The organism is Polaromonas vacuolata, from assembly GCF_012584515.1.
Taxonomy (GTDB): Bacteria; Pseudomonadota; Gammaproteobacteria; order Burkholderiales; family Burkholderiaceae_C; genus Polaromonas; species Polaromonas vacuolata.
Genome location: NZ_CP051461.1, coordinates 3,556,985 through 3,580,096, shown reverse-complemented (window position 1 = coordinate 3,580,096; position 23,112 = coordinate 3,556,985). Strand labels below are relative to the sequence as shown.

Below are 23,112 nucleotides of genomic sequence, written 5' to 3'. Positions count from 1 at the left end.
AATGGAGAAAAAAACCGAAATTAACGATACGCATCGGGACGACAATCTCTAAGCACCTCGTTGAAGTCATTCCAACGACGTGCTTTTCGGGCACTGGCCATATCAATATCAGCCATGAGAATTTGCTCCTCGTTTGGTGAGGCAGGACCAGCGACTGGCCAGCCGGTGTATCCCGTGATCAGGCTCTGACCTATAAAGAGTTGTCCACGCTCCATGCCCACGCGATCAGCCGCCACAATATAAATAGAGTTAGAGTGCGCAGAAGCCATGGTGAGAATATTCGCCATGGCTTCACGCTTGGGATCTTGGCCGGGTATAGGCACCCAATTGGTTGGAACACAAATCAACTCTGCACCTTTGCGCGCGCAGGTTCGGTAGAACTCAGGAAACCAGCCGTCGTAACAAATTCCCACTCCAATAGTTCCGAACTCAGTTGCAAAAACAGGAAAGCCCAAGTCGCCTGGAGAAAAAAATAAATTCTCGTCACCCCAAAGATGAACCTTGCGGAACAAACCCATGCGGCCGCGTGGACCTATCACCGCCGCCGAATTGAACAATGTTGCAGCCGACCGCTCAGCGAAGCCACCCACAATATAAACGCCCAAATCTTTCGCTAAACCTTGCCAAAGCGTTGTCGTTTCGCCGTCATCGTAGGCATCGGCCAAAGATGCCGCTTCAGCACGACTCTCAAATACATAACCAGAACTACACAGCTCAGGTAGCACAATAATTTGAGCGCCGTCCTTAGCTGCACGCAAAATAAAGTCTGCTGTCTTATCAAGATTGTTCTGTTTATAGCCGACCTTGGGAGCCAACTGACAGCAAGCAACTTTGACAGGCGAGACAGGTAGAGAGTCTTTTATTTCGCTCATGATTAGTTTAAATTAGTAAGCATAATTACTAATTTAGCACAAACTATGCCAAGCGTGAAAACTAAAAACAGAAAGGAAAATGCACTAAACACTCATTTGTGAGGCTCGCCAATTTGGCGTCTGCACCACAATCGTATTTTCAACGCACCACTTAAGTTTTATATGGCGAGCTTAGCAATGAAGACCGCTGTGCTGTCCGCACGCAAGCGGCCCAAAAGTAGGATGAAGCACTTGCAGCGAGTAAAAAACTCTTGATAGCGTCAAGTAGAAATAACTGGTCTCTTCTTTGCATATGCTCAATAGCAACACTCACTTGTATTTAAAGGACAACCAATGGCAGCAGACTCTACCGATCGTTCAGAAATCTCTGACTTAATCCGTAGCAAAATCACAGGATCACCGCTAGCAACGGAGCGACTGCAGGAACTCATAAATGAATACCAACCAATTCTTTTTGAGATTGCAAAACTAAGAGCGTTAGACCTGACAGCAGTCCATCCAGCGATCGTCTTCGAGCCGACTGCAACTTATAGGAATATCCAATGAAAATCAAGTCTATGGAATGGTTGTCCCTCAAAGAAATGAGTGATGGACTTTGCAAAAAAAAATTTAGCAGCCTAGAGCCAACCCAGCACTTGCTTGATAGAACAGCGCGTTACGACCACGCGATTAAAAGCTTTATTCACGTTTCGGAACACGCACTGACCCAAGCCAAAGCTTCTGATGCACGTCGTTCGCGCCGTAACGCCACATTAGGGCCGCTCGATGGTATTGCCGTTGCGCTAAAAGACAACTACCTCACAGCGGACATGCCCACAACAGCAGGAACTAACGCGACTGGCTGGACCTTCGCAGCAAAAGACTCGGCATGTGCGCAGCGGCTTAGAGCCGCTGGCTGCGTCTTAATCGGTAAAACGCGCACTCACGAATTCGCCTGGGGAACAACTAGCCCACCGGTATCAAATCCATGGGATATTGAACGAATTCCAGGTGGCTCTAGTGGTGGATCAGCAGCCTGCATTGCATCCGGCTTTGCGCCGCTGGCGTTGGGATCTGATACGGGTGGCTCAATACGCATACCCGCCAGCTTTTGCGGCACAGTCGGTTTCAAGCCAACTTTTGGGCGCATCAGCAAAGCCGGTATTGTTCCCCACAGTTGGTCCCTAGACCATCCGGGACCGCTGACACGCACTGTAGAAGACGCGGCAATAGCTATGAATACTCTTGCTGGCTACGATGCACGCGACCCGGCTTGCCAAGATCAAGCTGTTCCAGATTACACCGCAGCTATTGCACACAGCAGTAAAAATTTTGTGATTGGCATTATCGAAAACCACTTCATGGATCAGAACACGCCTGAAGTTCAAGATGCAGTAGATGCAAGCATTCAAGCACTGCGAAATAGCGGCGCAAAAATCATCTACTTTCGGCTGCCCTTGCTGGCCTACGGGCTGGGCGCCATCTACGCCATCGAATTGGCCTCGTCGGGCGCACACCACGATAGCGCGGTCAATGCGGGGCACTCCAGCGGCTACCAAAAAGACGTCAGAGCATTGGTCGAAATGGGCCGTCTAGTGTCTGCCGTTGACTACCTCAAAGCCGAGCAAGTCAGGTCTCTGTTGTGCGAAGAATTTAAACGTATATTTGATCAAGTCGACGTTGTCATCTCACCCACTGAGCCGATGACCGCTTGGAAAAAAGGTAATGAAATAGTGCGTATTGGCGAGCAAAATGAAAGCGTTTTAGCCGCTTCATGGCGCTTGACCTATCCCTTTAATCTAACCGGTTTGCCCGCTATTTCTGTCCCCTGCGGCTTTGATAAAGAGGTTATGCCAATTGGTTTGCAAATCGCAGGTAGACCATTTGATGAAGCTAGCGTACTCAGATGCGCCGCAGCAGTGGAGCGCTTATTAGACTTGAAACAAAGGCCCTTAATGGCACACGACGCCCTCTCGCTATAAGCGATTGGTAAAAATCGCAAATGAAAATATAGATTTCTTACACGCTCAACACTGACTTTTTTTCAGCGGTAAATCACTAGCTGGTTATTGGACTTAGCCAAATTAATGGACAGCAGAGTCCTCTAAGCAAGGTCTGAATAACTTGCTGCAATGTCTGGTAAATGCGGTGTAATTTTCTAATAGCGGGATTTCAACCGCGACTATCGTGAAATCGTATTATGTTCAACGTTTTACGATGCCATTGCTGCTCTCTTGTGTTCCATTGCCCTGTTTGCGGGCGCACTCATGCTCTGGCTCCTATAAGCTTGTGTCGCAACATCAACAGGCGGGTACAGTGCAAACAATGTAAAGATCTGCGCCGTGTTCTTCTTCAAACCAAGGTAGCGAACCTTCATAAATCCGAACTAGCGCTTGATAACCAGAAACGGATGTTCAACCTTGGCCTGTACATCGGCCTTAAGTTTTTCTGCCTTGTCCAGTAGTGCGCCGGTTTTGTTGTCTTTGTTCAGCGCACGGAGCTTTCCTAGATACACGGTTACATGCCAAGTTACATCCGCATTGGCATCTGGGCGTGTCTGAACTCCTTGGTATCCCGCGTCACCGAAGGCCAGTACCTCGTCACCGTGCAACAAGGTGTTGGCTTCTGCGATGTCGACCGATGTACCGCGTAAGGTGTGTACCAATCCACACTCAGCGTCAGCACCGATATGCGCCTTCCAGCTAAAGTACCACTGGTAGCCCTTTTTATTGGAGTGTATTTCGGGGTCGCGCGCCTTGTCTTTGTTTTTGGTGGATGTAGGACCTGCAATCAAGGCGGCGTCCACCACTGTGCCGGTTTTCAGAAGCAAGCCCTGCTCGGTCAAAATTTCATAAACGTGTACTTTGCAGATTTGGATTTTTCACGAAGTACAAGTGCGCTTTTTTTAGTATGTCGTTGACCTCTCGTCAATGCGCGTTCTCACGCTCAAGCGTACGAAGTCGTTGTTGATCTGTCGATAAGGCCGTGCTGGCGGTAACGCCAATGCTAGTGCGGTGTACACGCATCCACTTGTCTAACGTAGAGTAGCCAAGGTCAAGCAGCTTGGCTGTGTTCGCAACGGACCGCCCTGGGTGATTTAAAACGTGTTCGACTGCTTGCTGCCTGAACTGTTAACTGCGATGTTTGCGCATGAATTTCCTTTTCAAGGTTTGATTTAAACCTTTAGAGGAACTCTTTGTCTACTTTTTTAACTAGGTCCACATTGACGTGCGCCAATAATAAAGGCTGGTTACATATCCATATCCATATCCATATCCATATCCATATCCACTGCCTTGACCGATTGGCGCTGCTTCGGGCTCAACGTCTCCATCAAATTTTTAGCCGCTGCGAGCTTTCTTTCTTTGACCAAGTCCAGCACTCGAGAATTACCTATGTCGGTCAAAATAGTCACGTAGCTGTGGCCTTTTTGAGATCTTTTTTCATCGATTCCCGAATAGTCAATGCTGTCCGCAGTCCGCCTAAGCATGCCGCGTTCTACCGCGCTGACCATGATGGAATTGACCGTTCCCCGAGACAGGCGTTTAAGCTTACAACGCTTTGGGTGGTGGGGCAAACTTCGAGTAGCTTAATGACAAAACCGGCCATCAATGTGCTCACGCGGCTGTAGCGCTAAGCCCATGGTCCGACCAACTCTTGGCCTGTGCGGTCGCTGTACTTGAGTTGAGGCATACGAGACTTGATAAGCTTCTCAAATTGACAAGTATCCAAGTGCCGCCATTCGCGATTAGTCCAGCCATGAATGTGGGCGCGTTTAGTTGGATCAGTTGGGTCAGCGCAGACTTGCGCCTTCTTCAAAACAACCTCTACGACTACGCGCTGGTCTTCAAGCGACAAGTCAACTTTATTGACCGACCATGGGGTCTTCAGACCAATAAGATGTTCGTAAAGGGTAGTGTCGTTCATTGCATTGAGAATTTATTTGTAAAACTGAATTTTGCGGGCGCTAATAAAAATTCACAGTGGAATCGATGAAGAACTACTTTTTTAAGGTTTGATTTAAATCTTAATAGGAATTTTTTGTCTACACTTTTGACTAGATTCATGAGCCGCAAAGGCAACTGCTTATCTGTATCTACTTATCTGTATCTACTTATCTTGGCTGAGTTGAACGAGGCTGTAGATATGCTTGACATAGAAACGTCAAAGTCGTGATGGAGCGATTCTTCTTGAATCTGAAGATGTAGCGGGTTTGGCAAAAAGACTACGTCAATCAAGCTGAAGCAGCAAACGATTTCACGTACTAAATTGTTGTTTTTTACAACGCGCACAGGCTGTACTCAAAGCTGGACAACATGTCACCCAACGCTTTCGAGCGTGAATAGACATCAAAAAAACCCATCGTACTGCCCAAAATTAATTTCTTCACTAAAGAGATTACTGATAGTATTAAATTTTGCATTTCGCTCAGGCTGCACTCAAAACGGGACAACATGTCACCCAACGTTTTTGAGCATGAATCGACATCTGAAAAAGCTAGCGAACTGCCCGAAATTACTTGACTACTGCAGATCCAATGAACGCACCTATCACTCTACGCTCCACAAAATTCATCATTGAGCAGGATGGCAACCCTTGTGCCGATTGCAGCAGCGATCAAAAGCTGGCTTTCAAGTTCAGCTATGCATTCCAGCCAATTGTCGACATCCAAAAACGCGAGATCTTTGCCCACGAGGCTCTGGTTCGTGGAATCAACGGCGAATCAGCACTGAGCGTCCTTGAGAATATTACCGAGGCAAACCGCTACCGCTTCGACCAAGCTTGCCGAGTGAAGGCCATCAAGTTGGCGGCGGCGTTAAAAATGTCGATATTATTGTCCCTCAATTTCATGCCCAATGCGATTTATCGACCTGAGGTGTGTATTCGCACCACCATTGAATCGGCGCGGTCATTTGGTTTCCCTTTAGAGCGCATCATGTTCGAGACGGTTGAAGGTGAGTGCATCAGCGACGGGAAATGGTTGGCGGAGGTGTTTCGTGAGTACCAGCGCTTTGGTTTTTTAACAGCCATTGATGACTTTGGTTCTGGTTTTGCTGGACTCAACTTATTGGCGGATTTTCAGCCTGATATCATCAAAATTGATATGGGCCTTATTCGCGACATTGATAAGCGCAAGACCAGTCAAGTTATCGTGCGGGGCGTGACGCGTATATGCGAAGAGTTAGGAATCCGAATCATCGCTGAGGGAATCGAGACCCTTGATGAATTTCAATTTTTAAAAGACTTGGGTATCAGTCTGATGCAGGGTTATTTGTTCAGCAAACCCCTTTTTGAGGCTGTCGGACGAGTGGAACTCTTGCAATATCCTGCCTAGCGAAATTGAGATGTTGGGGCGATACCCCAGTTCTCCAATAAGCCCGAAATCTTAGTCAGCAAGATTTCGCTAGATTGCATTCGTAAATCTCTCAGCCGATTTCCTGTAATGGTCTAATAAAAACATACAGCTCGATAGTTTGTTAAAACCGAAATGGCAAAACCCTTAAGTAATCCTAAAACTAGAAGAGCCTTTGACACAGACTTCAAACTGCAAGTCGTACAAATGGTTAAAACGCAAGGCGTGAGCATCAGCCAAGTGTGCAAAGGCATGGAACTTGGGCCCACCGCTGTTAGATGCTTGTTGGGTCATTTTTGGTCAGCGCTAACACACAGCCTCCAAAACGCGCACGCTCTAGCGCGATGGCGGTTAGCACCTCAATAGAGACCTAGTTGTGGGTATATTGCCGCGCCGTTTAGGGCCGCTGTTGCGTTTTTCTCTCGTCTTCTGGCAACTCAATGTTTTATGCAAGCTGCCGCCCGCGCGTTTGTCTACGTAGATGATCTGGTAGATGCTTTAGTGGCTAACTCCGGGTTGGCATCTAGCTTTAAGGTGGCCGCTGATTTGCTCGAGACTCCAAGTTTCAGCCAATTTCTCCTCCACCACAGCTCATGTTGAGTCAGCAACTCTGGGACTACTAACGCAAGTAATTTTACGCTCTTGTGCTTTGTCATTTACCTGCTTAGGGCGATAGCCTCGTAGAACGCGGTTGTGACGCAACACTCGGCTGATGCTTTATTTATCACGTTCCGTCATTTTTGCAATTTCACTTTGATTGAAGTTTGCTTTGGCAAGGATTGCAATCTAGTAACGTTCGCCGCGGGTGAGGCGTGTGTAAATCATTTTGGGCAACTTTGACTTGGTGGTCGAAAAGCTTGGATGCTCTCACATTTCACCCACCCGTCCGGTTAACTTTAAAGTTGCACTTCAGACTTGAATTCGCGAATACAAGCGGTACTTTTAATGCTGTATTCAAACCAACCCACGGGTTCGGGCAATATGACTAGCTTGGGCACGACTATGGACATTAAGTCGTTTAAACAGTCTCCATAAATGGACTTTTACGGTGTGTTCACTGATCGCCAATGATTCACTAATACTTTTGTTATTCATTCCCTTGTCCAGCAGGACTAGTAATTGTTTCTGTCGATTAGAAAGCTTTTCTAGCCCCACTAAATTGTCTTCATTAATCTCTCCTTCAAGGAAAATACGTAATCTATTTGAAATATCTTCAATGCTAAGTAATTTGTTAATAAACGCGTCAGCGCCAGCTTGAATCGCTAGTTCTTGGTAAAAAACAGCCAGTTCTACAGCTGAAAAAACCATTAGTTTTGAATCGGGAAATTTATCTCTAAGCTCGCGAATTGTTGATACATCTTGATCATTTGAAAATGCTAAATCAAGACAAATGAGATCAGGCTGGCCGTGGATATTTGTAGCTGTGGTAATTTCATTATGGCTAGCTAGTCCAATCACAATTACCTTATTGCTAAGCTTATGAAACAACTTCACAACAGCTTCACGCACAAGAGGTTGACTTTCGGTGACAAAGACTCTCATACACTTTAATTAATTGATTTAAACAATTGCTTATTGTAGCTATTTAAGACTAATTTAAATACAAATTTTAGTTGATGTTGCTTCACGACAAACGACTTGGAGGTGTTCGGTAGAGCTATTTATGACTAGTCATTAAAATATTTTTTACCTTGATTTAAACCGTATGCATAGTGTCAGCGATCTACGTAATACACCGCTCAGTTGTGTACAACCAATTCACACTTGATATTTTGAAGGAGTTGGTTAAATTGCAAAGGCTTCAACGTGATCAGTGCGAATAATGGCGATAGCTGGTTGGTACTAACTATTTAGTAAATGTAAAACTAGCGGTCAAGGTTTCGCGGCTAATGACGGGCCAGCACTAGCTACCCGTGTTTGTCCGCTAACGTGCCAGACCGTATTGCCTACATCGTCAGCTACCAAAAGTGCTCCTCGATTGTCCATCGCTACACCTACAGGGCGACCATATGCATCACCTTCTGCGCTAAGGAATCCTGTTAGCACGTCGACTGGTAAACCCGAAGGTTTGGATCCAGTAAACGGTACAAATACTACTTTATAACCACTATGCGGCTTACGGTTCCATGATCCATGCTCTCCTACGAAAACGCCGCTACTTAACGCCGGGGACATAGTTTTACTATTCGAAAACGCCATGCCGAGCGGAGCAACATGCGAGCCTAGCGCGAAGTCAGGGGATACAGCTTTTGCAACCAAATCAGGTCGTGCTGGTTTTACTCGCTCGTCTACGTTTTGACCATAGTAGCTATATGGCCAGCCGTAGAACGCGCCATCAACGACGCTGGTGAGATAGTCGGGCACAAGGTCACTACCAATTTCGTCGCGTTCATTCACTACTGTCCAAAGTGTGCCGTCAGGCGCCCAGCCCATGCCATTCGGATTGCGAAGGCCGCTGGCAAATACGCGATGTTGTCCGGTTTTGACATCTACCTCCCAGATGGCTGCGCGGCCTTCTTCAGCTGTCATGCCTCGCTCACCTACATTGCTGTTTGACCCCACCGTGACGTAAAGCTTGCTGCCGTCGGCGTTTGGAATTAGATTTTTGGTCCAATGATGGTTAATTGGCCCGGCCGGCAGATCTACTAACTTGGTCGGGACAGCGCTGATACTGGTTTCTCCCGATCGATAGGGGAATTTAACTACAGCATCAGTATTGGCTACATATAAGTCATTGCCGACTAAAGCCATGCCAAACGGGGATGACAAGTTTTCTAAAAACACAGTTTTGACCTCAGCTTGCCCATCTCCGTTTACGTCGCGCAGCAGTGTTATTCGGTTGGCTGATGGCACACCGGCGCCTGCGCGGCCCATGACTAGACCCATCACCCAACCTCTAATACCCTTTCCATCTTCTGGTTTCGGCGGCGCGTTACTTTCGGCAACCAACACATCTCCATTAGGCAAGGTGTAGAGCCAACGCGGATGTTCCAATCCGGTAGAAAAGGCAGTAACGGTTAAACCCGCCATGGCGATAGGTTTCGTGCCCGCTGGCCAGCCTTTAGCTGGAGCAATATTGACAGTTGGAATCAGGCTACTTTGCGGCGAAGGTAAGGTAGGGTTTGTTCCCATACCAGCAGTATCAGGCAATTTTGCGGTGTCGCCACAGGCCGCAAGAGCGCTAACGGCAACCAGTGCTACAGCTGAACGCGTCGTAAAACTGCGACGGATGTTGATGAATGTACTTAGTTGCATATGAAAACTCCTTTGCTCATCTAGGCTCGTACTGCAAGTGAGCCATGATGATTGATTGATGAGGGTTGGCGACAACGCCGAAATATTTATTAACCTTAAAACATTTTTGCCGTTTGGCTTGTAGGTCAAATACTTGGTCCCTCGTCAGTTCGCGACTCACTAAAGTTACTGTCCGTTTTGTTTCTGAAATTTCTGCCAGTTTTTCGTCAAGACACTACGAAGTTGCGTTGAGCAAGTATTTTTATACTTGACAAGTAGTTTGACTTGAGAAACGTTCTGATAGTGGTACCCTAAAATATGCAAGAACTGATTTAAACCTAGCCAAAAAAGTAGATAAAGAGTTTCTCTAAAGGTTTTTAACTAAACCTTAAAAAGGAAAAACATGCGCAAACACAAGTGCGAACAGTTCAGGCAGGAAGTAGTCGAATACGTTTTAATTCACCCAGATCAGTCCGTTACGAACACAGCTAAGCTGATAGGCGCTGCCTTAATGGCCGATCAACAACGACTGCGTTCGCTTGAGCGTAAATATGCTCTCTTACGATAGGTCAACGGCATACTAGAAAAGCATACGTGTACTTCCTGAAAAAAATCCTAGTCTGCCAAGTACACGATTATGAAATATCACTTGGGCGCATACCGCCTGGCCGCTTTATGCGCGGCTTTGTCGGTTAGACACTCGGACTAATACGCATGGCTTGCCCGCCCACAGCGAGCAACTGATATGTGCGATGCCATTCGTGCCTGTAATACGACACATAATGCGCATATGGCGAGAGTAGTGGGTGTACCCAGCATCCACGCCGAGCTCCTTGGTAGCGGCTTTAGCGCCTGCCCGCGCACCGTCGGTAGGCATATGCATTATTTGGGTTCACACGCTAAAGGCAGTCAGAAATTTAAACGCACAACTGACTCTAATCACGGAAAATTAGTCTCGCCTAACTTGCTGGAGTGCCAGTTCGAAGTGCGCATCCCCATCAGGTTTGGGTTGGAGATATTACTCATATGCACACTGCGCAAGGCTGGCTGTGTATTACCAAAAGAGGCTGCGGTTATCGAGTTTTGTACAGTCGCGCTGTTGTTGGCTGGTAGATGAGTGGACGATTTGGCAGCAGGTTAGTTTGAGATGAATTGCAAGCGGCCATTCCCACTATGGACAAACCAAAGAGCGTGATGGTTCACACGGTTCAAGGCTCGCAATACGCGTCAAACGCGTACCGCAAAATACTCGGGAAAAGTTTGCATGTTCAAAGCATGAGCAGGCGCGAAAATTATTGGGATAACGCCATAACAGAATCGTTCTTCGCCGCACGGAAAAAGCAAGCTATTTACGGGAATACTTTGCAACCCAAGATCAGGAAAAAAACAGGCTGAATTTGAATATAAAGAAGCTTATTTTTAAGGTATCTGCTGGTATAAACAATAAATCGACTATCTTGGAGTAACTTAAAACTTACCGAAGGCTTAGATGTGCTTGACCATCGCTATGAGTCACTGGGCTTTTTAGTAAAAAATTAATAGGCTCAGGTTTGTGCAGAAAAAATCCTTGAGCGTAGTCGACACCAAGTTCCTTAATCCTCTCTAAAACCGGTGCTTTATCAACGTATTCGGCAATAGTTTTGATATTCATGACCTTGGCTAAATCCACAAAGCACCTCACAGCTACATCATCCAAAGCATCGTCAAGCAAGTTCGTAATAAATTGACCGTCGATCTTGAGGTAGTCCACACGTAGTCGTTTGAGATATCCAAAAGATGACGCACCAGCGCCAAAGTCGTCCAGTGCGACGCTGATTCCTAATGCACGTACTTGTTCTATGAAAAGTGCAGCAGCAGCTAAATTGGTAACTGCTGCAGTTTCGGTTATCTCGAAGCATAAGCGTTTACAAAGAGTGGCTGGCAGCGTCACAAGATATTCCATAACACTTCGGTGAAAGGCCATATCGCCGACACTTTGACCGGATAAATTAATCGCAAGCAGCTGAATTGGGCTGTCTGAGCCCAAGGCCTTAAGCCAAGCGATCGAGCGGTTTAACACCCAACGGTCGATACGTGAAGCCAAGTGAAACCGTTCCGCTGCTGGTAAAAAAGCTGCCGGAGAAATGATAGAGCCGTTGTTGTCAAGCATACGCAGCAGCACTTCGGCGTGTATGCCTTGAGTATCGGCTTCTAAAGAATGTAATCGCTGGGCATAGAGTACAAACCGGTCCTCGTCTAGCGCCTGCTCAATTCGGCTTGTCCACTGCATTTCATGACGACGCTCTTTTATAGCTTGGTCGTTATCAATCCAAGTGTGAATTCTGTTACGACCACCTTCTTTAGCCGCGTAGCAGCAGGTGTCAGCCGCTTGCATCACTGAGATGGTGCTGGTGAAAGTATGACTCAGCTCGACTAGGCCGATGCTAGAGCTCACGCGAAAGCGTTTGCCGTCGTGATGTAGTCTGAACTCCCCTATATGGTCACAGACCTGCTGCGCCACACGCTGAGCTTGCTCGCCGCTGCAATGCTCCAAAATAATACCAAACTCGTCTCCGCCTAAACGCGCTAGGGTATCGCAGTCGCGAATAACAGCCCCCATCAAACTACTTATTTGTTTCAGTAATTGATCGCCTATCGTATGTCCGCATGCGTCGTTAACCAGTTTGAATTCGTCTAGATCTATATATAACAAGGTGTGAATACTGCCGTCTTCACTGGATTTTTCTAAAAGACGACTTAAGCGATCATCGAACTCACCACGATTGAACAAGCCAGTCAATTCATCATGGGTGGCGCGGTGTTTCATCTCACTAGCGAGGCGACGTTGCTCTGTAACATCACGAAAGACTACGACAGCGCCAAGTGCTACGCCTTGTGCATTGCGAATGGGCGCAGCAGAATGTTCAATTCCAAACTTTATGCCTTTGCGCGAAATTAATAATGTGTGGTTTAAAAGGCAGACGATCTGGTCTTGTTGGAGATAAGTCTCGATTGGATTTTTTAGCGGCAATCGCGTCTGCTCATCAATGATGTGAAAGACTTTCTTTAATGGACACCCGTGTGCTTCTAGAGCCCCCCATCCAGTCATTCTTTCCGCTACTGGATTGAGCCACGTGACTTCTCCTTTTGCATTTGTAGTTATGACTGCATCACCGATAGACTGCATGGTGATTCGAAGTAGCTCATTTTGTTCGACTAAGACAGCTTCGATTTCGCGTTCATGCGTTACGTCCCAACTTACACCAATAACTCGCTGAGCGGCTCCCGTGGCATCACGCTCTACGTGACCAAGTGTTTTGATAGTGTGAACACTTTTATCTGTCCAAATAATACGAAACTCCGCATCATATTGCTGTGCATTAATAATTGCTGTTTGAAATTTATTTTTAATTATTTTTCTATCATCCGGATGCAGATGGCGTGACGAAAGAGCTCTTGCACTAAGCGTGTCATCTTGCTCAACACCACATAAACGGTACATTAATTCATCCCACACTAGGGTATGTTTAAGCACGTCATATTCCCAAACACCCACGCCCCCCGCTGTTTTTGTCAGTTGCAGCATACGCTCGTGGATGTTTGCAATTAACTGGCGTGTTTTAACGGTCTCCGTTATTTCTTGAAATGCACCGATTAGACGTATGGGTTTAGTCAGTTCAAACTCAACAGAACCTATTGCTCTGACCCAGATTAAAGCGCCGTCCTTACGTATTAGTTGCAACTCTAAGTCCCAACCTTTGCCAGTCGAAATGGCGCTATCAATTGCGTTCGTGATGACAGAGCGCGAGTCTAGCGCGTAGTAGTGTATTGCCCCATCAAATGAAGGCGCGTAACCAGGCTCTTCGCCGTGAATACGACAGATCTCGTCAGACCAATAAACAGTGTTCGCTACTAGGTCTACCTCCCAACCGCCGACTCCAGCCATGCTGCCTGTACGGTCGAGGAAGAGCTTATTTTTACGCAGTTGTTCTTCAAAATTTTTACGTTGCGAAATATCGCGACTGACCGAAACATATCTCTCTACAGGGCCAGAGACACCTTTGAGTGGTGCCATCACGTTATCCACCCATTGCAGCTTTCCATTTTTTTTGCAGTATGAAATTTCACCTTGCCATGACTCACCTTGCTCTACTTTTAGCCACCTTTCTGCAAAAAGTGATTCGGGGTGTGAGCTTGAGTTCAACAAGTTGTGGTGTTGGCCTATTAACTCTGCGCGCGAGTAGCCATTGAAATCACAAAACGCGTCATTCACATCAGTTATGTGACCCGACAAATCGACCACCGCGACCATAAAGTGCTTTTTGATCATGCCTAACAAGGAGTGATTGGCGTATCCGACAAGAGACTGTTTCGTAATGTCTTTGACTGCTCCTACATAGCCAGTGTGCTTGCCTTGCGAATTCATAATCTTGCTCGCACTACTATGCACGACGCGAAGATCTCCTCCTATTGGCTGTATGCGGAACTCGGCATCAAATACTTCACCTTTCTCAGCAAAGGCCTGCCATTGTTCGAAAACTATTGGCGCATCTTCGGGATGGATGCTAGCGGCCCAGTTGGATCCAATACTTTGCTTTAATGAAATATTAAAAATCTTAAGCCAAGCGGCATTGTTGTAGGTGCAAATGCCTAGTAGATCAGTCGCAAAAATACCCATTGGCGAGGCGCTACTCAGATCTCGAAACTGTGCAGAATTAATCTCGTTGTTGCGAGCAGTGGCGCGCAACTCCATCAGCTGACTCGCAGTCTTAGCTAATTGCAATAGAACTTGCTTTTGATTTTGATTAAGCGTGCGCGGTTCACGGTCAAAAATGCAGAGCGTTCCCACACGTGCGCCACCAGACAAGACCAGAGGGGCACCAGCATAAAACTGAAAATGCGGATCGCCAAGAACTAAAGGGTTATCGTAAAACCGTTTATCTTTTAGGGCGTTTTTAACCTCAAGTAGACCATCTTGCAAAATCGTATGTGCACAAAATGCAATGTCTCGTGGCGTTTCCGTGAAATTAGAAAAGCCGAAATTTGATTTAAACCATTGGCGATGTTTATCGACAAGACTTATTAAGCACACAGGTACTTCACACACTAAAGCAGCCGCCTTGACTAAAGAGTCAAAACCTTCCTCAGCCTGCGAATCAAGAATTTCGAGCTGTTCAAGAGCTAGTAGGCGGTATTCTTCAGAATCACTAAATGCTGCGGTAACCATATTAGCGACCCTTAAATTTTCACAAATAAAAATATTTATAGATGTTTTTTTATTATTTAGTGTACTCCTTTAGTGAACAACATCTCTATTAAAGGATCTTCGTTAATTTCACTGTGATTTTTATCTCAAGCCATGCCTAAATCCAACTTGTCGCAATGAAACAAAATTCGTGCTCGGTAGTTAGTGAAATGACGAAACCTTAGCGCATTAGCTTTGATGAGTTGGATGGCACTATTGAAACCTTCAGCGCAGGTGTTAATAATTTTGTGTTGACTGAAGTTAAGCCGTCCATTCTTATTTTTAATAAGGATGCCGACAACTTTTTCGATGAGCTTGAGTTGACTGCGCATGGCGCTAATGGCCCAAACATCAAAGAAACGATTCGCCGCACCTTTGTAGCTGTAATGCAAGAAGGCGTCGAAGTTTTTATTTAACCGCCCACGCGCGACTCGTCTTGAGGTTGAGCTGATTCAAACTTCGAATCGCTATCGCCTCAACGCCGCGCCCGTCTGGCTAGATTTTGAGCCACACACACTTACTGCCTGTGAACGGCGAAGCTCCCTGCTGCGAGAGCCTGCGATGCTCTTGTTTTCTCACCGTGATCACCGCGTCACGCAGATATTTAGAGACATGAAATTTGTCATGCATGATGGCAGCTTGCGGGACGTATTGCCGCGCTGCTCTCATAAAAGCCAGCCACATATCCATGGCCACCGCCTTGACCGATTGACGCTGCTTCGGGCTCAATATTTCGATCAAATCTTGAGCTGCAGTGAGCTTTCTTTCCTTCACTAAGTCCAACACTTGAAAGCTAGCTATGTCGGCCAAAATAGTCACGTAGCTGTGGCCTTTCTGAGAACTTTTTTCATCGATTCGCAAATAGTCAATGCTGTCCGTAGTCCGCCTGAGCATGCCGCGTTCTACCGCGCTGACCATGATGGAATTGACAGTGCTCCAAGACAGGCGCGTGAGCTTACAAACGTCTTGGGTTGTGGGGCAAACTTCGAGCAGCTTAATAAAAAAATCGGTCATCAATTTACTCATGCGACTGTAGCGCTCAGCCCAAGGTACGACCAACTCTTCAACTGTGCCGTCGCTGTACTTAAGTTGAGGTAAGCGAGCCTTGATAAGCGTCTCAAATTAACAAGTATCCAAGTGCCGCCATTCGCGAGCAGTCCAACCGTTAATGTGGGCGTGCTTAGTCTTATCAGTTGGATCAGACCAGATTTGTCCTTTCTTCAAAACGACCTTAATGACTATGCGCTAATTTTTGAGCTACAAGTCATATCTATTGACCGACCATTGGGTCTTGAACCCAAGAAGATGTTTGTAAAGAGTAGTGTCTTTCATTGCCTTGAGAATTAATTTGTAAAACTGAATTTTTCAGGTGTCATTGAATATTCACAATGGAATTGATGAAGAATTAAAAAATTAGTGGGAAGACATTTAGATTTGAGCCGAACACAGCGCAGACAATTAAAAAATTAAAAAATTAAAAAATTAAAAAATTAAAAAATTAAAAAATTAAAAGATGCTGTGAGCCGCAAAAAATAACGTTTTTAAAGAACAAAGAAACAAAGCTAATATTTAAGATTTTTGTGCAGCACAGCAGCACAGCAGCACAGCAGCACAGCAGCACAGCAGCACAGCATCGCAAAGCCACCTTGGTCAATCGTAACGGTGTGTATAGGTTACAGCCACAGGTACAAATTGATAGTGGTGGTGTCAAAGACATAACCTACTGCTTTCAGGCTTGTGCCAAGTGCTTGCTTGGCATGCATATGCAGAGCTGCAGCGACAACTAAAGTTTTTTGAACTAATCTTTTAATAAAAAAAAACATTTTCAAATCAGTTGCTCTCGCATTTTTTCAGGGCGGCGCAGCGGTATGTAATTTGTATAAAGTGTTCCCAGGGCGGGGTACTTAAGTTTTTGACTTTCGCCAAATCGTCCCAACGGCGCAAGCTAACGCCGTCCATGGCGTAGGCCGTTGCAGAAAATTCATCGGCTTGTTCGGCCGTCATCACTCCGCCTTGCAAGCGCAATGTGTGCTGAGAAATAACTGACAAACTGTTTTTGTATTGCGCTTCGCGAGCGCATAAATAGCGCTTGGCGGAAACATGAAAAGCCACCGGCTGCGTGACGTCAGGCGCAAACCAACGGGACAAAAATTTAGCCCCCAAAATTTCATGCTTATCGTCATTGGCCAGTGCAGTGGCTGCGTCGCGGTGCAGCATATGACCCACATCATGAAACAGAGCCGCCACGATCAATGCATCGCTGGCGCCAGCTTGTTCGGCCAGATGCGCGCATTGAAGTGCATGCTCTAACTGGGTGATGGCTTCTCCATAAACCAAGTGACCATCGGTTTTGAAATAATTTTCAATCTCACTTAAAGGCTCTAAGAGGTTTTCGGGCATGTTGATTTTAAAGATTAAAAAAAGCAGTAGATGGGAGTTTCTCGCCGATTTTTTTTGTTTGTTGCTGTGAATAATCGCGGCAAACACTGCAGTGATGCTGACAATTTTGCTACTCTAATTTGACTCAGTGACAAGCGCATGACTTGTATGAAATTAATCAAGCGCCGAAAAATGAACTCCATGAAAGCCATCAAGGCGATAAAAATTAGCCCTATAAACCAGTCGATCAGAGCACTTTAGAAAGTAAATTAAAAATAGTTTTGAGATGCTATTTTTATTTTTTGTCTTTAGTATTTATTTTGAGAGACTGAATTTTTCAGCCCCTCAATGGGTTTAAAAAGTGTGTGTAAGTGCAAGCGTCATAAGCACGACATATTGCACTTTTAGTATTTTATCCAGGGTCTCAACACAGGAATAAATAGCATGAAAATTCAGCTTAGAAAGGCGGCGGCAGCGATTATTTGCATGCTTGCCGCTGCCTCGTCGGCACAGACTCAGACCGATACGCGCCCGGTCGTCAAGGTGGCGGTTCAGCAGGTTTCAACCTCTGGCACGCTGACTCCTTTGCGTGAGCAAAGCAATGTGGGCTCGCGTAGTTTTCCGATGATTTACTCGGCCTTAATTGATCTTGATCGGCAGGGTGATCTCAAACTCATTCCAGGCTTGGCCACTTCTTGGAAGCGTATTAACGATCACACGTTAGAGTTGACATTGCGCAAAGGCGTGAAGTTTCATAACGGCGATGTCATGACGGCCGAAGATGTAGTGTTTACATTTGGACCGGCCTATATGTTTGGCAATACCCAACCGGTGCGCACCGGCCAAGTTGCTAGCACCATTCGTGTTAACGAGAGTCAGGCCGCCAATGCACCCGCTAAGCCAGCTGCGGCCAAGGGCTTAGCCCCGACACTGCCGCCAGAGGTACCGGCAATTGCCCGCCGGCTTTGGCCATCGTTAGAGAAAGTTCAGATAATTGATAAGTACACGGTGCGTTTTATCAATACTGTTCCGGATGTCACCATGGAAGGGCGGCTGGCCCGTTCGGGTTCTGAAATTATTTCCAAGCGCGCCTTTATGGAGGCCAAAGACTGGGCCTCGTGGGCGCGCAATCCTATCAGTGCTGGGCCGTTCAAGATCAAGTCTTTCACGCCAGACAACGTCTTGGTGTTGGCCGCTCATGATGCGTATTTCGGCGGCAAACCAACGGTTCGTGAAGTGCGTTATCAGGTGGTCCCAGAAGTCTCTGGCCGGGTCAATGGCTTGCTCAGCGGTGAGTATGACTTTGTCACCGATATTCCGCCCGATCAGATTAAAACCATTGAAGCCAATCCCAAGTTCGAAGTGGTCGGTGGCCCGGTTCTGAATCACCGCCTGATTGTGTTTGATAAAACCAATCCACAGCTGGCCGACCCGCGCATTCGCTTGGCGATGGCGCATTCGATTGACCGCGAAGCGATTGTGAATGCGCTCTGGTCTAAGCGCACCAGCGTACCCGCCGGTTTGCAGTGGGAGTATTACGGCCCGATGTTTCAAAAAGACTGGACTGTGCCGAAATATGACCCCCAACTAGCCAAAAAATTACTCCGCGAGGCTGGTTACAAGGGCGAAGCCATTCCTTTTCGAGTGCTGAACAACTACTACACCAACCAAGTGCAGACCGCGCAAGTACTGACCGAAATGTGGCGTGCAGTGGGTTTGAAAATAGATTTGCAAATGAAGGAAAACTGGCAGCAAATTTTTGACCAGAGCACACCGCGCGGCATTCGTGATTGGTCAAATTCCGCTCCGTTTAATGATCCGGTTAGTTCTATTGTCAACCAACACGGCCCGAACGGACAACAGCAGCAAATCGGGGAGTGGACGAATTCTGAGTTCAATACTTTGTCGACCTTGTTAGAAAATTCAACCGACATGCAGCAGCGCAGCCAAGCCTTTCACCGCATGTTGGAAATTGCTGAGCGTGAAGACCCGGCCTATACCGTGCTGCACCGCAATGCAGTGTTTTATGGCAAGCGCAAGGATATTGCGTGGAAGTGGTCGCCCACCTTCACTATGGATTTCACGGCGGTCAATCTACGTTATCCAAATCCATGAACGCGGTTTTAAAACAGTCGCACGTCGAGCCGTTGGCGCAGCATTCTGACCCCTTAATTAGCATTCGCGGTTTGCAAGTTGGCTTTGACAACGGTCAGCGCATAGTGCCGGTTCTGCACGGCATTGACTTGGATATTCAGTCCGGTGAGGCGGTCGGTATTGTGGGTGAATCCGGTTGCGGCAAAAGCGTGACCTGGTTGGCGGTACTGGGTTTGCTCGGACCAAAAGCTCGGGTCAGTGGCACGGTGCATTTAGACCAGCAAGCGATTCATCATTTATCGGGTGACCAACTCGCAGGTATTCGCGGCAAACGAATCGCGATGATTTTTCAAGACCCGGCCTCGGCCTTAAACCCTGTGCACAGCATTGGCAAACAGCTCATTGAATCCTTGCAGTTGCACCGGGGCCTGCGCGGTCAAGCGGCGCGTGCGGAGGCCTTACGGCTGTTAGACCGCGTCCATATTCCGAATCCGGTCGAGCGCTTGACTTGCTATCCGCATGAAATGTCGGGCGGCACTAATCAACGCGTGATGATTGCGATGGCTTTGGCGGGTGAGCCAGACCTGTTGGTGGCGGACGAGCCGACCACCGCGTTGGACGCCACCATTCAAGCCCAAATACTGCAATTGCTGGCCGAGATTCGGCGTGACTCGCAGATGGCCATGGCCTTGATCTCGCATGATCTTGGCGTGATTGCCGAGGTCTCGGACCGAGTCTTGGTGATGTATGCGGGGCGGATTGTCGAGCAGTCCTCGGCGCGCCAGTTGTTTGACAGTGCGCGTCATCCCTACAGCCGCGGTTTGTTGCAAGCCCTACCCGATCTGGCCGGACCGCGCCAGCCATTGGTCGCCATTCCTGGCAGCGTGCCGGAGCCGGGCCGTCTGCCCTCTGGTTGCAGCTTTCGCCCGCGTTGCCAACAAGCCGATGCCGCGTGCGCGATGGGTGTGCCCGCCCAGCGGTGGGTGGAGCGTGGTCACCAGGTCGCTTGCTTGCAGACTGCCAGCTTATGAGCGCGCTGCTTGAGGTGCGCGATTTAGCGTTTCAGTTTGCTGCGCCCAAGGGCAGTCACTGGTTAAACCCCTGGCGCAAACCAGCTAGTTTGCGCGCCGTTGATGGCTTGTCGTTTTCACTCGCGCCGGGAAAAACCCTCGGTTTGGTAGGTGAGTCTGGCTGCGGTAAATCGACTACTGCGCGACTGGTTTTGGGTCTGCTGCAACCGAGTGCGGGGACGATTTTTTTTGAAGGCCAAGCCGTGCCGTCACAGCGCACTGCCCAGTGGCGCAGTCTGCGTCGCCGCATGCAAATGGTTTACCAAGACCCGCTCAGTGCCTTGGACAGACGGCTGCCAGTGATTGAACAGGTGGCCGAACCGCTGCTGATTTTTGCCCAAGGCAATGCGCTTGAGCGGCGCGCTAAAGCGGCCGACTTAATGGCAGCAGTGGGACTGACATCGAATTTGTTTGCGCGTTACCCGCACGAACTCTCCGGTGGCCAGCGCCAGCGGGTGGTGTTGGCGCGGGCCCTCGTCATGCAGCCTAGTTTGTTGGTCTGTGATGAGCCGATTTCTGCTTTGGATGTGTCGATTCAAGCCCAAGTCATCAACTTGCTGCAGGACTTACAGCAACGCTTGGGAATGGCTTTTTTATTCATCAGCCACGACCTCAAAGTGATTCGCCAAATCAGTGACGAAGTCGCCGTGATGTATCTGGGCCGAATTGTCGAGCGCGGTGCACCGGCAGAGATTTTTCAGCGACCCGCACACCCCTACACGCAAGCTTTGGTGTCGGCGATAGCCTCACCTTGGCGCAGCACGGAAGCGCCGCGGGTGGTGCTGCAAGGCGATCCACCAAACCCGTCCAACATCCCATCCGGTTGCGCGTTTCACCCGCGCTGCGCGCATGCCATGCCGATCTGCCGCGAGCAGCGGCCTGACTTGCTGGCGTTGGGCAGTGGGCGGCTAGCAGCCTGTCACTTGCTGACTCAAACGCCAGCTTTAGTGCCCGTTCTAGCGCCAGTTTTAGCGCCGGTCATGCAAGTCGAAAAACTGCGCTCGGAGCCAGCATGTTGAACTACATGGCTTCGCGTTTACTGCGCGCTTTGGTGACGATTTTTTTAGTTTTGACGTTTGCTTTTTTTATTTTGCGCCTGTCCGGCGACCCGGCCATGATGATTATGTCGGCCGAGGCACCGCCCGAAGCGCTGGCTGCTTTTCGCCAAGGTTGGGGCTTAGATTTGTCTTTGTGGCAGCAGTACCTCAATTACTTTAGCAATTTATTGCAGGGTAATTTCGGCCAGTCTATGCGCGACAGTCGTCCTGCAATGGAGATGGTGCTCGAACGCATACCGGCGACTTTGGCGATTACCTTGCCGGCTTTTTTTCTCAAACTATTGATCGGCATTCCGGCTGGTATTTTTGCCGCACTAAACCGCAACTCACTGCTAGATCGCTTGGTCATGAGCTTGGCGGTGGCAGGCTATAGCGTGCCGAGTTTTGTCTTGGGCCTGATTTTGGTTTTGCTGTTTGCCGTCGGCTTAGGCTGGTTGCCTAGTGGTGGTAATACCAGTTGGCAGCATGCTATTTTGCCCATCGTCACGCTGAGTTTGGGCGGCGCTGCCATCTTGGCGCGGTTTACCCGATCGGCCATGCTAGAAGTCATGGGTCAGCCGTATATCCGCACCGCCTCGGCCAAAGGTTTGAAGTGGCAAAGCGTGGTGCGCAACCACGCACTGCCGAATGCTGCGATTCCAACCATCACCATCATTGGCTTTATGGTGGGCAGTTTAATTGCCGGCGCGGTAGTGGTCGAGAGTGTGTTTTCTTGGCCTGGTGTTGGCCGCTTGTTGGTGTCTGCGGTGGCCAGCCGTGATCTGGCGGTGGTGCAAAGTTTGCTGCTGTTAGTGGCCGCGACCATGGTGACGTCGAATTTATTAGTCGACGCACTGTATGGCTGGTTTGATCCGCGCCTGCGTTCTGGCGCCAAGACTGGAAGGGCCGGCTAATGCAAAAACTAAAGCCTTCTACCTTGGTTTTACCGCCGCCTTTGCTGGCTGAATCAAATGCGGCCAATGATGAAAACGAGGCTAATTTTTCTAACCGGCAAAGTTTCTTAAAACGTTTAAAACGCTTTTTGGTAGCCTACCCGCCGCTGGTTCTCGCTGGTATGGGTTGGCTGGTGTTGGTACTTTTTGTAGCCGTCTTTGCCAATTGGCTAGCGCCTTACCCCTACACCCAACTCGACCTCACGGCCAGGCTGCAAGCGCCGGTCTTTTTCGGCGGCAGCGCTGCGCATTGGCTGGGTACCGATGAATTGGGGCGCGACTTACTCTCGCGTTTGTTCGTCTCCGTGCGCATCAGTTTGTTGGTGGCTTTTTTGGGCACGATTTTGTCCGCCACGATAGGCATCACGCTGGGCTTTTTGGCGGCGCACTTTCGCGCTTGGGTTGAGCAACTGGTGTTGCTGCTGGTCGACTTTCAGGCCTCCATGCCCTTCATGGTGATAGCCCTTGCTGTGTTGGCTTTTTTGGGTAATACCTTGCCACTTTTTATAGCCTTGATGGGGTTTTACGGCTGGGAGCGTGCGGCTCGGATTACCCGCGGTTTGACGATTGCCGCCAACGAGCAAGGCTATGCCGCAGCGGCTCATGAGATAGGCGCGTCACCGCTGCGGGTCTATGCCTTGCATGTATTGCCGAATATCGCCAGCACCTTGATTGTCAGTGTGACACTGACTTTTCCGGAGCTGATTTTGCTCGAAGCCGGCTTGTCATTTTTGGGTCTGGGCGTTCAGCTGCCAATGACAAGTCTGGGCAATATGGTCGGCTCTGGCCGCGAGTATTTGCAGTCGGCGCCGTGGATTTTGTTGGCCCCTAGTGCGGTGATTGTGCTGACTACTTTTTCTGTCAGCTTGGTGGGTGATTGGTTGCGTGACCGGTTGGATCCCACGCTTCGTTGATTT

The 23,112-nt window shown here is 48.3% G+C and carries 13 protein-coding genes and 4 pseudogenes; 8 read left to right on the top strand and 9 right to left on the bottom strand.

Features of this window, described 5'->3' with window-relative positions; genetic code table 11:
• Window positions 1-20: 20 nt before the first annotated feature.
• Window positions 21-872, bottom strand: a complete 852-nt coding sequence (locus HC248_RS16260; protein ID WP_168923401.1) for a nitrilase family protein — start codon at window positions 870-872, stop codon at window positions 21-23.
• Between the two features lie 333 nt (window positions 873-1,205).
• Between HC248_RS16260 and HC248_RS16255 the strand changes: the two genes are divergently transcribed.
• Entirely contained in the window at window positions 1,206-1,418 is a 213-nt protein-coding gene (locus tag HC248_RS16255) for a hypothetical protein (protein ID WP_168923400.1), read from the top strand.
• Window positions 1,415-2,833, top strand: a complete 1,419-nt coding sequence (locus HC248_RS16250; protein ID WP_238342660.1) for an amidase — start codon at window positions 1,415-1,417, stop codon at window positions 2,831-2,833. The genes HC248_RS16255 and HC248_RS16250 overlap by 4 nt, the downstream gene beginning before the upstream one ends.
• Before the next feature lie 283 nt (window positions 2,834-3,116).
• On the opposite strand, the pseudogene HC248_RS16245 reads toward HC248_RS16250, so the two are convergent.
• The 3 pseudogenes from HC248_RS16245 to HC248_RS16235 all read right to left on the bottom strand — a co-directional run.
• Window positions 3,117-3,708: pseudogene (locus HC248_RS16245) on the bottom strand (transposase); the annotation flags it as partial.
• Window positions 3,709-3,778: 70 nt separating this feature from the next.
• Window positions 3,779-3,970 (bottom strand): annotated as a pseudogene (locus tag HC248_RS18025) (transposase); the annotation flags it as partial.
• Window positions 3,971-4,128: 158 nt separating this feature from the next.
• A pseudogene (locus HC248_RS16235) lies at window positions 4,129-4,778 on the bottom strand (transposase); the annotation flags it as partial.
• 610 nt (window positions 4,779-5,388) lie between these two features.
• Here HC248_RS16235 and HC248_RS16230 point away from each other — a divergent pair.
• On the top strand, window positions 5,389-6,186 hold the full coding sequence (locus HC248_RS16230) for an EAL domain-containing protein (protein WP_168923398.1): 798 nt from the start codon (window positions 5,389-5,391) through the stop codon (window positions 6,184-6,186).
• Window positions 6,187-7,158: 972 nt separating this feature from the next.
• Here the strand turns inward: HC248_RS16230 and HC248_RS16225 are convergent.
• The 5 genes and pseudogenes from HC248_RS16225 to HC248_RS16205 form a co-directional block, all read right to left on the bottom strand.
• Window positions 7,159-7,746 (bottom strand): LuxR C-terminal-related transcriptional regulator, encoded by a 588-nt coding sequence (locus HC248_RS16225; protein ID WP_272953625.1) that lies wholly within the window; start codon window positions 7,744-7,746, stop codon window positions 7,159-7,161.
• 330 nt (window positions 7,747-8,076) lie between these two features.
• A complete protein-coding gene (locus HC248_RS16220) occupies window positions 8,077-9,459 on the bottom strand; it encodes a PQQ-dependent sugar dehydrogenase (RefSeq protein ID WP_168923396.1) in 1,383 nt (460 codons plus the stop codon).
• 1,453 nt (window positions 9,460-10,912) lie between these two features.
• Window positions 10,913-14,644: an EAL domain-containing protein gene (locus HC248_RS16215; RefSeq protein ID WP_168923395.1), complete on the bottom strand. Its 3,732-nt coding sequence runs from the start codon at window positions 14,642-14,644 to the stop codon at window positions 10,913-10,915.
• A 125-nt stretch (window positions 14,645-14,769) separates the two neighbouring features.
• Window positions 14,770-15,994: pseudogene (locus tag HC248_RS16210) on the bottom strand (ISL3 family transposase).
• 498 nt (window positions 15,995-16,492) lie between these two features.
• Entirely contained in the window at window positions 16,493-17,062 is a 570-nt protein-coding gene (locus HC248_RS16205; RefSeq protein ID WP_168923394.1) for a phosphonate degradation HD-domain oxygenase, read from the bottom strand.
• 423 nt (window positions 17,063-17,485) lie between these two features.
• Here HC248_RS16205 and HC248_RS16200 point away from each other — a divergent pair, with 423 nt between their 5' ends.
• The 5 genes from HC248_RS16200 to HC248_RS16180 are packed head-to-tail and all read left to right on the top strand — an operon-like array spanning window position 17,486 to window position 23,109.
• Window positions 17,486-19,156 (top strand): ABC transporter substrate-binding protein, encoded by a 1,671-nt coding sequence (locus tag HC248_RS16200; RefSeq protein ID WP_168923393.1) that lies wholly within the window; start codon window positions 17,486-17,488, stop codon window positions 19,154-19,156.
• Entirely contained in the window at window positions 19,153-20,166 is a 1,014-nt protein-coding gene (locus HC248_RS16195) for an ABC transporter ATP-binding protein (protein ID WP_168923392.1), read from the top strand. Before HC248_RS16200 ends, HC248_RS16195 begins: the two co-directional genes overlap by 4 nt.
• Window positions 20,163-21,224 carry an ABC transporter ATP-binding protein gene (locus HC248_RS16190; RefSeq protein ID WP_168923391.1) on the top strand — a complete coding sequence of 354 codons (1,062 nt, stop codon included), beginning with the start codon at window positions 20,163-20,165 and terminating at the stop codon, window positions 21,222-21,224. Before HC248_RS16195 ends, HC248_RS16190 begins: the two co-directional genes overlap by 4 nt.
• The gene (locus HC248_RS16185) at window positions 21,218-22,156 is read left to right on the top strand and encodes an ABC transporter permease (RefSeq protein ID WP_168923390.1); all 939 of its coding nucleotides are present in this window, start codon (window positions 21,218-21,220) and stop codon (window positions 22,154-22,156) included. Before HC248_RS16190 ends, HC248_RS16185 begins: the two co-directional genes overlap by 7 nt.
• A complete protein-coding gene (locus tag HC248_RS16180; protein WP_202882391.1) occupies window positions 22,156-23,109 on the top strand; it encodes an ABC transporter permease in 954 nt (317 codons plus the stop codon). Before HC248_RS16185 ends, HC248_RS16180 begins: the two co-directional genes overlap by 1 nt.
• Window positions 23,110-23,112 lie beyond the last annotated feature (3 nt).